Annotated in this window: 11 protein-coding genes; 8 read left to right on the forward strand and 3 right to left on the reverse strand. The window is 53.7% G+C overall.

All coding sequences use genetic code 11. From position 1 onward, the window contains the following. Positions 1-13: 13 nt before the first annotated feature. From phnE to F1379_RS18125, 3 genes are all read right to left on the reverse strand, one after another. Complete coding sequence (phnE, locus tag F1379_RS18115) at positions 14-829, reverse strand: phosphonate ABC transporter, permease protein PhnE (protein WP_150272381.1); 816 nt, start codon at positions 827-829, stop codon at positions 14-16. Then, positions 819-1604: a phosphonate ABC transporter ATP-binding protein gene (gene phnC, locus F1379_RS18120; protein ID WP_150272383.1), complete on the reverse strand. Its 786-nt coding sequence runs from the start codon at positions 1602-1604 to the stop codon at positions 819-821. The genes phnE and phnC overlap by 11 nt, the downstream gene beginning before the upstream one ends. 103 nt (positions 1605-1707) lie before the next feature. Next, positions 1708-2814: a phosphate/phosphite/phosphonate ABC transporter substrate-binding protein gene (locus F1379_RS18125; protein ID WP_150272386.1), complete on the reverse strand. Its 1107-nt coding sequence runs from the start codon at positions 2812-2814 to the stop codon at positions 1708-1710. 194 nt (positions 2815-3008) lie between these two features. On the opposite strand from F1379_RS18125, the gene F1379_RS18130 reads away from it, so the two are divergent. The 8 genes from F1379_RS18130 (at position 3009) to F1379_RS18165 (ending at position 12709) form a co-directional block, all read left to right on the forward strand. After that, positions 3009-4604 carry a bifunctional metallophosphatase/5'-nucleotidase gene (locus tag F1379_RS18130; protein ID WP_150272388.1) on the forward strand — a complete coding sequence of 532 codons (1596 nt, stop codon included), beginning with the start codon at positions 3009-3011 and terminating at the stop codon, positions 4602-4604. 120 nt (positions 4605-4724) lie between these two features. After that, complete coding sequence (locus tag F1379_RS18135; protein WP_150272390.1) at positions 4725-5123, forward strand: hypothetical protein; 399 nt, start codon at positions 4725-4727, stop codon at positions 5121-5123. Then, positions 5080-5859, forward strand: coding sequence for a HipA domain-containing protein (locus F1379_RS18140; RefSeq protein ID WP_150272392.1), 780 nt, complete (start codon positions 5080-5082; stop codon positions 5857-5859). Before F1379_RS18135 ends, F1379_RS18140 begins: the two co-directional genes overlap by 44 nt. 156 nt (positions 5860-6015) lie before the next feature. Continuing rightward, positions 6016-6966 (forward strand): SGNH/GDSL hydrolase family protein, encoded by a 951-nt coding sequence (locus F1379_RS18145; RefSeq protein ID WP_150272394.1) that lies wholly within the window; start codon positions 6016-6018, stop codon positions 6964-6966. 20 nt (positions 6967-6986) lie between these two features. Continuing rightward, positions 6987-8813 carry a collagen-like protein gene (locus F1379_RS18150; RefSeq protein WP_239004721.1) on the forward strand — a complete coding sequence of 609 codons (1827 nt, stop codon included), beginning with the start codon at positions 6987-6989 and terminating at the stop codon, positions 8811-8813. Between the two features lie 365 nt (positions 8814-9178). Further along, a complete protein-coding gene (locus F1379_RS18155) occupies positions 9179-10165 on the forward strand; it encodes an ABC transporter permease (protein ID WP_150272396.1) in 987 nt (328 codons plus the stop codon). A gap of 32 nt (positions 10166-10197) precedes the next feature. Next, positions 10198-11091, forward strand: coding sequence for a carbohydrate ABC transporter permease (locus F1379_RS18160; protein ID WP_150272398.1), 894 nt, complete (start codon positions 10198-10200; stop codon positions 11089-11091). 55 nt (positions 11092-11146) lie between these two features. Next, positions 11147-12709 carry an ABC transporter substrate-binding protein gene (locus F1379_RS18165; RefSeq protein WP_150272400.1) on the forward strand — a complete coding sequence of 521 codons (1563 nt, stop codon included), beginning with the start codon at positions 11147-11149 and terminating at the stop codon, positions 12707-12709. Positions 12710-12788: the final 79 nt, after the last annotated feature.

Consider the following 12788-nt stretch of genomic DNA (forward strand, 5'->3'; position numbering starts at 1 on the left):
ATGTAACGTCTCCTTAAATAAGCTTCTTGCGGAAATGCTCGCTGATTCGTTCTATGATATAGACCGTGACAATCAGCACCAGAATGATCATTCCCACTGCGGGGTAATCCCGCCAGCCAAGCCCTTCGTTAATAAGCAGGCCAATGCCCCCGGCCCCGACTAAGCCGAGAATCGCCGCATACCGCACATTTCCCTCAAAACAGTACAGGGAGGTGGAGATATACCCCGGAAGCACCTGCGGCAGCACCGCGAAGCGGAAGGCCTCAAGCCGGGTCATGCCAAGCGATTCCATCGCTTCAAAAGCCCCCATATCCACATTCTCAATCTGCTCGTACACCAGCTTGCCGACATAAGAAATCGTAAACAGCATAATCGCCACGGTTCCCGCCATCGACCCGAGACCGAACACGAAGGTGGCAATGAGTGCGGAGACAAGCGTCGGCAGCGTGCGGAGCAGGCTGAGGACCGCTTTGCTGAGGATGACAATAATTCTGGACTGCACGATGTTGGAGGAGGCCGCTACGGCTACCGGCAATGCAATCAATGCACCGATGATGGAGCCCAGCAGCGACATCTTGATGGTGTCGAGAAGCGGGGACCAAATATCGCTCAGGCTGCTCCAGTCGGGCGGAATCATTTTGAGAATGATTGTAAAGAACTCATGTATACGTTTAAAAAGCATAGGAAAGCTGAAGCCTGTAAATTGCGCCGACAATACGGTGCAGGCAGCCAGAATAAGGACAACGAGCGGTGTGCGGGACCGTTTCTGCAGCACAATTTTTCCGCCCGGCAGCACGATCTTTTTTGGAGGAAAAAGTTTATCGAACATAGGCCGCCTGCTCCTCCATCGCCGCTTTCTCGGCCTCCCACTTCCCGCCGTAAATATCCTCAAGAATCTCCTGTGTCACCTGGGAGGTTTCGCCGTCAAATACGACTTCCCCCTTGCGGATGCCGATAATACGGTCTGCATATTCGAGGGCAATCTCGACATGATGAATATTCATAATCACAGAGATGTTCATATCCTTATTGATCTTCTTGAAATCATCCATGACGATGCGCGCAGTTACCGGGTCGAGGGAAGCAATCGGCTCATCCGCCAGGATGATATCCGGATTCTGGGCGAGTGTGCGGGCCAGCGCAACGCGCTGCTGCTGCCCGCCGGACAACTGATCGACGCGGACGAACGCCTTGTCCAGGATGCCGACTTTATCGAGGGCCTCCAGCGCGATGATCTTGTGCTCCTTCTGGAAGATTCCTGTGAGCTTGCGCCACAGCGGCAGGCCCGGCACGAGGGATACCAGGACGTTGTTGATTACCGTCGTACGCGTCACCAGATTAAAAGACTGAAAAATCATCCCGATTCTGCGCCGGAATTTACGGATATGCTTGCCCTTAAGCTTGGACACATCCACATCATCCACGAGGAGTGTACCGCTGGAAATGTCATGTATACGGTTAATGCAACGGATTAGCGTTGACTTCCCGGCTCCGGAGAGACCGATGACGGCAACGAATTCACCTTGCTTGATTTCCAAATTAATATTGTTCAGGGCCGTGGTGCCGTTTGTATACGTTTTGGTTACATTCATAAACTGAATCATGGGGCATTCAATCCTTTAGTAGATTTGGAAGTGAAAAATGAGAACATCATGATCTCATGATGCTCTCATCCAAGTTTCATGCGAACCTGTGCTGTTGGCCGGGTTATTTCATGCTGCGGATCAATTCCTGCGCGTCCCGCTCCCCGTCGTAGTCGGCAGATTGGGCTACTTTATAGCCTTCGTGAGAGTAGATAGCGATAACTTCCTTACCTTCATCAGTGCCCGCGATGGCGATGAACGCTTCCTGCAGGGCTTTCTTCAGCTCATCGTTCATGATCGGAGAGTTCTTGCTTACGCTGACGGTGTCATTATAGATCGGCTGCGTTACACCGATAACATTGGTCTGGTCCCAGATCGGGCCAGTGCCGCCGAACTCGCTGGTCCATTTCTCTTCGTTGTCGCGGCGTGCGTCTGCGAAGGCCACCACGATATCCGCTTGTCCAACAGCAAGACGGGCAAAGGAGCTGCCATAGGAGTCGGATTGCGTTACTTTGGACAGGTCTGTCAGGCTCTTGCCGTATTTCTCTTGCAGCCACAGGGTCGGGTAGATATAGCCTGCGGAAGAAGAGGTGGACATTACTGCCCAGGTTGCGCTGTCCAGGTCTTCCCAAGTCAGCTCTTCGCCGTTGTTCACTTTAGCGGCAAGCTCTTGGCCCTTGGCGGAAGGTCCGGCGATCAGCAGCGAACGGTAGTAGGAAGCCTGCTGATCGTCAAGGCCCGTAGTCGGCTTGTTGTCGTTCCAATCCTTAGGGTTATCGGAATCATTGGAAAGTGCTTTGCGTGTAGCGGTCAGAATAACTTCAGCTCCGTCATCATACAGCGTGTACGTACCGCCTGGAATCAGGCCGACATCCGTTGTTCCTGCGCTGAGTGCTTCGCCGACTGCTTCATATGTTGTGCCTACATCGATTTGCACATCGCCTACCGTGTAGCCTTGAGTACCCAGTTGTTGTTTCAGCAGTTCCTTCAGCGGCTCAGTGGTGGTAATAATCTGATCCGGGTCCTTGGAAGGAACAAAGCTGATTTTCAGCACGTCAATATTCGTATTCGCAGGCTGCGTTGCTTCCGCTGTTGCCGCCGCTCCATTGTTTGTTGCTGCTGCGTTATTAGCAGCTTCTCCGTTGTTACCCGCATTGTTATTCGCGCTGCAACCCGCCAACAAACCGATCGCCAGTACACCTGCAAATAAGTGCTTGATTCTTTTCTTCACTTGGAGACCTCCACTTTTTTGTCTTGTACAAGACTATTTTTTTGCGTGCTTAACCACTATATAATTCAATTGTTAAATTTCAGGCCGATTAATGTCATCGTTATGATAAACCTCACTCGGAGCCTGTCGGCCCGTTCAATAGTGTGATAGAATAATCCAATCTTTTCAGAATAGTTAGCCAAAGGAGCGAAACGATGTCATTGGAGCAATGTGAAGTGGTTCTTCTGGAAACCAGTGATCTGCACGGATTCATACTGCCGAGAAGCTATGCCACCCGGAGCGAAGCCGGACACGGCCTGGCCCGCATCGCGGCTGTCGTGAAGGCTATGCGCCGTATGCATTCGCATACGCTTTTGATAGATAACGGAGACTGCCTGCAGGGCACACCGCTGACGTATTATCATGCCAAGGTAAACAGTGAGCTGCCGAATCCGGTGATCGCTTGCCTGAATGAGTTGCATTATGATGCCGCCGTACCGGGCAATCATGAGTTCAACTACGGACTGCCGTATCTGCAGAGTGCGATGGAGGCTTCCAGCTTCCCGTGGTTATCGGCTAATATTGTGGATGCTTCAACCGGCCAGCCGGCGTTCGGCAAGCCTTATCTGGTGCGGGAGATGGAGAACGGGGTGCGGATCGGGATTCTGGGACTGACCACTTCCTACATCCCTGTCTGGGAACAGCCGCAGCATATCGCGGGCCTGCGTTTCGAGGATCCGGTGGAAGCGGCGCAGAAGTGGATTCCGGTCATGAAAGCGGAGGAGCAGGCGGATGTCATCGTCGTGTCTTACCATGGCGGCTTTGAGCGGGATCTGGACACGGGCCAGCCAACAGAACCCTTAACCGGAGAGAATGTTGGTTACGCTCTCTGCCAGGAAGTAGAGGGAATTGACGTATTGCTTACCGGCCATCAGCACCGGGCGATTGCAGAACGCAGCATTAATGGCGTATGCGTGGTGCAGCCCGCAAATGAAGGCCGGTTCCTGGGAAAAGTAACGCTGCAGATGGAGAAAAGCCTGGAGGGCTGGAAGGTGATCAGCCGGAGGTCTGAGCTGGTCTCGGCAGAGGAGGCCGGACCAGACCCGGTCTTTGAAGAGCTGATCAGTAAGATCGAGGAGCTAACGCAAGAATGGCTGGATCAGCCGTCCGGCTATGTGGATGGGAATATGACGGTTCACTCCCACTTCGCAGCCCGGCTGCAGGAGCATCCGCTGATGGAGTTCATCAACCGTGTGCAAATGGACGCATCTGGAGCCGATATTTCGTGCGCGGCATTGTTCGACAACGTCTCTCCCGGGTTCGGCGAACGCATTACGATGCGGGAGATCGTGTCTAACTACATCTATCCCAATACGCTGAAGGTTCTCCGTGTTACCGGAAGCGATATTAAAGCCGCACTGGAGAAATCGGCTGAGTATTTCGAAGTCAATGCGGAGGGAGAGATCGCCGTAAACCCGTCTTACCTGGCACCGAAGCCGCAGCATTATAACTATGACATGTGGGAAGGGATCGATTATACTTTGGACATTTCGCAGCCTATGGGCCAGCGGGTGACCCGGCTGGAGCGGAACGGCCAGCCCCTTAGGGCCGAAGCGGAATACGACGTGGTCATGAACAATTACCGGGCCAGCGGGGGCGGGAATTTCGCAATGTTCGGGGGTAAGCCGGTCGTGAAAGATATCCCGACCGACATGGTGGAACTGCTGGCGGATTATATCCGCGAGCGGGGGCGCCTCACCGTCTCGGTTAATAATAACTGGCGCGTAGTGAACGGGATGGAAGAGGGCTGAGGGGGACGGAAGAGAGCAGCAGGCATAATTGGGAGGATATTGAACTGGAAAATGATATAATAGGGCCAATAACAGCATAGATAGCGCGAAACTTTACTCTAGCCGCAGGAGGCTTGTCCTATGAACAGTTTCAATCATCTCATCCCTCCGCCCCTCGAGTTCGAAGTGCTGGAGCATGACCGTGTCATTGCCAGAGTCAAGCTGGATTACCTGCATCAGCGCGTGGATGTCTGGCAGGATCATACGGTGGAGCCTGTATTCTTGCCTTTTCCTTGTAAGCCAAAGGTATCGGTTAGCGACGTGCTGGACTATTTCGAGTCCCGATGCGTTCCGCGTACCCGCCATCATATCGACAAGATCCTGGCATCCATGGGGCTGAGCGAATACGTGCCCACGGATATCGTCAAACATACGCATGGTGTATTATACGATGATTACGTGTGGCTCCGATTCTCTGGTGAGGAGTTGACGTGCATTGATATCCATCCCCGTTATGCAAGTGACCAGGGACGAGGGTAAGAGCTTTGTCAGCACCAGTAAGGGCGATCAGCTCAAATGGAGAACGGAGAATCAATGGGCAAAAGTGAACAAATTCGGCTATGAAGGATTGGCTGAATGGGCAGCTTATGAAATCATCAAGCGCTCCAATATCCCGCCCCAGTTCATTGTTCCATACAGCCGGTGCTTGATAAGAGAAGCTGACGGTACTGAATATCGGGGATGTTACTCCGAAGATTTTCTGCAGCCGGATGAAAGTCTGATTTCACTGCATCGCCTTTTAGAAAGCTACGGCATTTCAATTGATGCTGTGCTCCGTAATCAGAGTACGCGCGATGCGGTGCTTTCCATTATTGAATTTCTCCGTACAGCAATCCGTTTGGATACTCTTGAGTATTTTTCAATGATGCTGCCGCTGGATGCCTTTTTGTTGAACGAAGACCGTCATTTGAACAACATTGCTTTTATTCACGGACCGGGGGGTTACAGGCTCTGTCCATATTTTGATCATGGTTTAAGTCTGCTGTCCGATACAACGGATTATCCACTGAGTATGCCTATAGATGTTGCCATGCGGCGTGTCAAAGCTAAGCCGTTCAGCAAAGATTTTTCGAAGCAAGCCCGTGCGCTTGAGACGAACCTTCGCTTCGATCGTTCCTCTGTTCTGCAGTTTATAGAGGAACATGAAGAAGAGCTTGGCAGAATTGCCAAAGTACTTAAATTGCAGATGCGAAAATATGAGTATTTGTTTGTTTGAAGAGCTCCATCCGTTCAGGGGAATCCAGCTTCGACACTAATCTGATTTGATTTCACATTTTTATGAATCCGGATATAGTTTGGTACGGCTTTCATTGCAAAGAAGGAGCGCCTTTGTTACCGTTACAGATATATAGCGCAGAAGGAAGGTTCAGATATGGCGGAGACGATGCAAGTCTATAAAGCAACCGGGCAATATGTTAAAATGATCGGCCGTACTCATTACTATAACGATGTTCTGTGGCTGGCTTTGTCCGGCAGCGGGATAGAGTTCTCTTGTTACGGAAAAAAAGTGGCTATCACCATTAAAGGCGATCAAATTGCCGAAGGCGATACGAATCATGCCCGCATCGGCATCGAAGTAAATGGTGTGCGGGTAGTTGAGGAGCAAATCCATCAACCGGTGAAGACCTATACCGTGTTCGAGAGCAGCACCGAGCAGCAGGTCACAGTAAGAGTGCTGAAGCTGTCCGAGGCAGCGATGTCCACAGCGGGCATTCAGGAGATAGTCGTCGAGGCCGCGGAAGGCATTATACCCACACCGGGCCACGTACATAGAATAGAGTTCATAGGTGATTCCATCACCTGCGGCTACGGGGTAGACGATGAGCATGAGCTGCATCCCTTCTCCACGGCTACAGAAGATGTTACCAAAGCCTATGCGTACCTGACTGCGGAAGCACTGCAGGCGGATTATAGCATGGTTTCCTACAGCGGATATGGAATTATTTCCGGTTATACAGACAATGATCAGAAGCTGACTACGCATCTTTTGCCGGATTACTATGAGAAGGTGGCCAAGTCAGAAGGGAAGCTGGATGGCACACTGAACCCGCTCGAGGTTAGCTGGGATTTCAGCAGGTTTGTTCCTGAACTGATTGTGATCAATCTGGGAACCAATGATGACTCGTTCACCAAGGACGATGGCGCCAGACAGGCGGAGTATGGAGAGCAATATGCTGAGTTTCTGAAAATCGTCCGCCGGAACAATGCCGGTGCCACCATCCTGTGCACGCTTGGCATTATGGGAGACCGGCTGTTCCCGTGGCTGGAGCAGGCGGTTCATAGCTATACCCAGGCAACGGGCGATACGGTGCCGCCGGGGTAACTGGCGCGACAGGAGCTGGAGTGACTGGAGCTACCGGCGCGACGGGAACTGCGGGTGCTACAGGGGCGACGGGGGTAACCGGTGCCACAGGAGCAACTGGAGCCGGTGTGACAGGGGCTACCGGGGAAACGGGAGCTACAGGTGTCGCAGGCGCTACGGGTGCGACTGGTGCAGCTGGAGTAACTGGTGCAACAGGAGCTGGAGTGACTGGCGCTACCGGCGCGACAGGAACTGCGGGTGCTACAGGGGCGACGGGCGTAACCGGTGCCACAGGAGCAACGGGAGCCGGAGTGACAGGGGCTACCGGGGAAACGGGAGCTACAGGTGCCGCAGGAGCTACAGGTGCGACTGGTGCAGCTGGGGTAACCGGCGCGACAGGAGCTGGAGTGACTGGCGCTACCGGCGTGACGGGAGCAACAGGTGTCACAGGTGCGACAGGCGCAACCGGTGTCACAGGAGCAACTGGAGCCGGTGTGACAGGGGCTACCGGGGAAACGGGAGCTACAGGTGTCGCAGGCGCAACTGGTGCGACCGGAACAGCTGGAGTGACCGGAGCCACCGGTGCAACAGGTGAAACTGGTGCGGCAGGTGTAACAGGAGCGACCGGAGCTACAGGCGAAACGGGTGCAGCAGGTGCCACGGGTGCGACCGGAACGGTTGGAGTGACCGGAGCCACCGGAGCAACAGGAGTAGGTGTAACAGGAGCGACCGGAGCTACAGGCGAAACTGGAGCAGCAGGTGCCACGGGTGCGACCGGAACGGCTGGAGTGACAGGAGCGACCGGCGCAACAGGAGTAGGTGTAACAGGAGCGACCGGAGCTACCGGCGAAACTGGAGCAGCAGGTGCCACGGGTGCGACCGGAACGGCTGGAGTGACAGGAGCGACCGGCGCAACAGGAGTAGGTGTAACAGGAGCGACCGGAGCTACAGGCGAAACTGGAGCAGCAGGTGCCACGGGTGCGACCGGAACGGCTGGAGTGACAGGAGCGACCGGCGCAACAGGAGTAGGTGTAACAGGAGCGACCGGAGCTACAGGCGAAACTGGAGCAGCAGGTGCCACGGGTGCGACCGGAACGGCTGGAGTGACAGGAGCGACCGGCGCAACAGGAGTAGGTGTAACAGGAGCGACCGGAGCTACCGGCGAAACTGGAGCAGCGGGAGCCACGGGAGCGACCGGAGCTACCGGCGAAACTGGAGCAGCGGGAGCCACAGGTGCAACCGGCGTGGCAGGCGTAACTGGAGCGACCGGAGCTACCGGCGAGACTGGCGCAGCTGGCGCTACAGGAGCCACCGGCGTGGCAGGTGTAACTGGCGCGACAGGAGTCGGCGTCACGGGAGCCACCGGTGCAACTGGACCTGGTTTTGCAACAGAAGGGTTCTCCGCATTCCTGCCGACCTTCTCTACGGCCGCAAGCACACAGCTTACGGGCTGGACGGTAGCATCGCCGTTCTATCCGAGTGCCAGCTTTAATCCGACGACGGGGAACTTTACGGTGCCGACAACCGGCCGATATTCGATTGAAGCGACTGTCAACTACTCGACTACCGCAGCCCTCACCATCTCCCTGGGGGCCGGTGTGAACCCGGCATTCAGCATACTGAGAACATCACCGACTGCGACAACGCTGGTCAGCGGGCTGTTCCCACTGCTGAACGTCAACGTGGCGCTTGTGCTCACGCTGAGAGCGATCCTCGGCAACGGCACCGTCACCCTGGCCGGCGAATTTGAACTGAATGCAGGCGACGTCATCGGCCTGTTCTACGAGGCTGATGGTCTGACGATTCCGATCGACTTGAGCGGCGGAAGCTCGCCGGGGGTTGTGTGGTCGGTGCATAGACTCTCCTAGTTTCAGTATACCGATAACTAGATGTTCCACAGAAGGCGGACCGCTGGAAGACAGCGGTCCGCTTTTTTCCGCATTGGCTTCCGCATTGGCTTCCGCATTGGCTTCCGCATTGGCTTCCGCATTGGCTTCCGCATTGGCTTCCGCGTTGGCGATATTTCAGAGCTTCCAGACCGAAGGCCTGCAGTTGCTGAGGGTGGTCTGTTACTGCGCCTACAGCTGCATTACCCCTTAACTTTTCTCCACTGGCAAACTCCGTAGATTTTCGAACTTTTATTATAGATGGCCTTATTTCGCGTCTGCCGGATTTTACTTACACTTAGATCATGGAAGAGAGACCATGCTTGAAGAAACGGGAGGCGTAGGAAATGATTGCTCAGGAGAAGAGGAGTGTGTTAAGCGCCGCGCAGGAGTCGCCGGTCCGCAGACAAGTAAGAAGGTCCACGGTGTTCAGGCATCTGTGGAAGCACAAAGTGCTGCTGCTGATGCTGCTGCCGGGCGTCATCTTTTTGCTTATCAACAACTATCTGCCGATGTTCGGCATCATTATTGCCTTCAAGAATATCAACTACGTGGACGGGATTCTGGGCAGTCCGTGGGTGGGGCTCGACAATTTCAAGTTTCTGTTCGCCACTTCCGACGCCTGGATCATTACCCGGAACACCGTGCTCTATAATTTTGTGTTTATCGTGTTCAATCTGGTGATTGCGGTGGCTGTGGCGATTGCCCTCAATGAACTGCGGAATAAGCTTGCAGCTAAATTTTATCAAAGCATCATGTTCTTTCCCTACTTTCTGTCCATGGTCGTGGTCAGCTATCTGGTGTTCGCCTTTCTCAATGTTGAATACGGTTTCATTAATAAAGGCGTCCTGTCCCTGTTTGGCCTGAACGAGCTGAACTGGTACTCCGAGCCGAAATACTGGCCGTTTATTCTGCCGCTGATCAACCTCTGGAAAGGGGTCGGCTACGGGTGTGTCATCTACCTGGCGGCGATTATCGGCATCGACAGCGAGTATTACGAGGCTGCCCTGATCGACGGCGCAAGCAAATGGAAGCAGATTGTCCATATCACCATTCCGCTGATCCGCCCGGTCATTATTATTACAACCATCCTGGCCATCGGCGGCATCTTCCGCTCAGATTTCGGGCTATTCTATCAGACCACACTGAATTCAGGTGCTCTGTATCCGACCACGCTGGTCATCGACACGTATGTCTATAATGCGCTGATTAACATGGGTAACCTGGGCATGTCGGCTGCGGCGGGACTGTATCAATCGGTCGTCGGATTCTTCCTGGTGCTGGGCTCGAACTGGATTGTCCGGAGACTCGACAAGGATCAGGCGGTATTCTAAACGAGCTTGCCTCTAAGAAAGGAGGAAGTACATTGACCAATAATGAGATATCGAGAACGACCAATATTGTGCTGCACGTGATTTTTATCCTGATGACGCTGGCCTGCCTGCTGCCGATCATCCTCGTCTTTATGATTTCGATTACCGACTATGACTCCATCGTACTGAACGGATACCAGTTCTTTCCGAAGGAGCTTAGTCTGGAGGCATATGCTTATATTTTCAAGGACTATTCCGTCATTGTAAAAGCGTACGGTGTATCCATCTTCGTAACGGTAACCGGAACCCTGCTCAGTGTGCTGATCACGTCGCTTTACGCCTATCCGATCTCGCGTGCAGATTTCCGTTACCGCGGCGTCTTCGCCTTTCTGATCTTCTTCACCATGCTGTTCGGCGGGGGACTGGTGCCCTGGTATATGGTCTACACACAGGCACTGGATCTCAAGAATACCGTCTGGGCGCTGATCGTGCCAATGCTGCTGTCGCCGTTCAATGTGCTGATTATGAAGACCTACTTCCAGATGAGCGTACCGGCGGCGCTGATTGAAGCGTCGAAGATCGACGGGGCGGGCGAGCTGCGGACCTTCTTCCGGATTGTTTTTCCGCTGTCCCTGCCGGTATTCGCCACCATCGGGCTGTTCAACACGCTGCATTACTGGAACGACTGGTTCAACAGTATGATCTTCGTGACCGACACCGATCTCTACTCCCTGCAATATCTGATGTACAAAATGATCTCCCAGGCGGACTACCTGAGCCGCAACGGGGCGCTCATCCAAGGCTCGGCCACCGAGCTGGCCAAATTGCCGGGTGAAACGATCCGGATGGCCATGGCGCTGATCGGCATCGGTCCGATTGTGCTGGCGTATCCGTTCTTCCAGCGTTATTTTATCAAAGGCCTGACGCTTGGCTCCATCAAAGGCTAAACCCGGATTATGCCGGTTAGCATATATTGGTTCTTTTAGAAGGGGAGGAAAATGGATGGCTAGCAAAAAAGGCACAGGTCTCCTGCTGTCACTGGTGCTGATGATTGGACTTACGCTCAGCGGGTGCGGCGGCAATAACAGTAACAACGGCAATTCTGGCAACACGGCAACGCCTGTGAAGAGCGCCGAAAGCACAGAGACAACGGCAGCGCCTGAAACTTCGGGTAACAAGGATGAACCGGCGTCTTCTTCGGAGCTGGAACAGGTGGAATTGTCCCTCTATCTGCCGGGCGGACCCGATAAGGATGTAGCTTCCGTGGAACAGGCGATCAATGATTATCTTAAAGACAAGATCAATGCCACCATCAAAATCAACCAGCTAAGCTGGGATAAACCGGCGGATAAGGTCAACCTGATGATCCAGTCCGGCGAAGTCTTCGATATGGTCTATACCTGGAACTTCATGACGAATGCAGCCAAAGGCGCCTATCTGCCGCTGGAAGAGCTGCTGGAGCAGTACGCCAAAGAAACCAAGGCCCAGATTAATCCCGCTTATTTGCAGGCGGCTACCGTAAATGGACATTTGTATGCGGTTCCAACGGAAAAAGAGCTGGGGCAATCGGTCGGGTTCGCTTTTGACAAGGCGATTGTCGACAAGTACGGCTTCGATGTGAACAGTATCAAGAAGCTTGAAGATATCGAGCCGATGCTGCAAACGATCAAAGAGAAGGAGCCGGCGATGACGCCGCTGTTCATGAACCATACGGACAGTCTGCACTGGTTCACCGCCTACCCGGAAAGTGAAGACCTCGACGGCAGCAATGAAATCCCGACCCTGCTCGATTACAAAACGATGAAGGTGTTCAACGAATACGACACCCCGGAAATGCTGGAGCGGCTGAAGCTGATCCGCAAATGGTATGAAGCGGGCTATATCAACAAGAACGGTGCCACCGACAAGACCGAGCTGAAGGATGCGGTGAAGAGCGGTAAATCGTGGTTCGTCTACGGTAACATGAACCCTACGTCCACCAATGACTGGACCCGCCTGGCCGAGAAGCCGATGCTGATCAAGACTCTGCTGCCGGTGCAGGTCAGCACGAAGAGTCTACAGGGCTCGATGCTTGCCATCTCCCGCACCTCGAAGAATCCTGAACGGGCCATGATGTTCATGAATCTGATCCACACCGATCCGGTGCTGTATAATCTGCTCACCTTCGGCATTGAAGGCAAACACTATAAGAAGGTCAGCGAAAATACGGTAGAGTTCATTCCGGACAGCGGTTACAACTCGGTATCCTCCTGGATGATCGGCAATGTGCTGCTCAACTACCTGAACAAGGACGAAGACCCGCGCCGTGTCGAGCTGTATACCGAATGGAACAAGAATTCCCGGGTGTCCCCGGTCATCGGCTTTGTCTTTGACTCCACTAAGGTGCAGTCGCAGATCGGTGCGCTGATCAATATTACCAAGCAGTACAAGAATACGCTTTTCTCCGGCGAGAAGGACCCTGAACCGGTACTGAAGGAAATGAACGCCAAGCTCAAAGCGGCGGGAATCGACGCTGTGATTAATGAGCTGCAGGCGCAGATGGATGCATTTTTGGCCGCCAAATAAGCACTAACAGCAGCAGCAGACCCGGTATCCGCGAGTAGAAGGTGGAGTCATTCTCGAATGGCCGCTTGTCTCTTTCGGT

The organism is Paenibacillus tepidiphilus, from assembly GCF_008635795.1.
Classification (GTDB): Bacteria; Bacillota; Bacilli; order Paenibacillales; family Paenibacillaceae; genus Paenibacillus_AQ; species Paenibacillus_AQ tepidiphilus.

Bases quoted from the DNA above. Each gene is read 5' to 3' on its own strand.
- phnE (WP_150272381.1), bottom strand. From the start codon at position 829: ATGTTCGATAAACTTTTTCCTCCAAAAAAGATCGTGCTGCCGGGCGGA.
- phnC (WP_150272383.1), bottom strand. From the start codon at position 1,604: ATGATTCAGTTTATGAATGTAACCAAAACGTATACAAACGGCACCACG.
- F1379_RS18130 (WP_150272388.1), top strand. From the start codon at position 3,009: ATGTCATTGGAGCAATGTGAAGTGGTTCTTCTGGAAACCAGTGATCTG.
- F1379_RS18135 (WP_150272390.1), top strand. From the start codon at position 4,725: ATGAACAGTTTCAATCATCTCATCCCTCCGCCCCTCGAGTTCGAAGTG.
- F1379_RS18145 (WP_150272394.1), top strand. From the start codon at position 6,016: ATGGCGGAGACGATGCAAGTCTATAAAGCAACCGGGCAATATGTTAAA.
- F1379_RS18155 (WP_150272396.1), top strand. From the start codon at position 9,179: ATGATTGCTCAGGAGAAGAGGAGTGTGTTAAGCGCCGCGCAGGAGTCG.
- F1379_RS18165 (WP_150272400.1), top strand. From the start codon at position 11,147: ATGGCTAGCAAAAAAGGCACAGGTCTCCTGCTGTCACTGGTGCTGATG.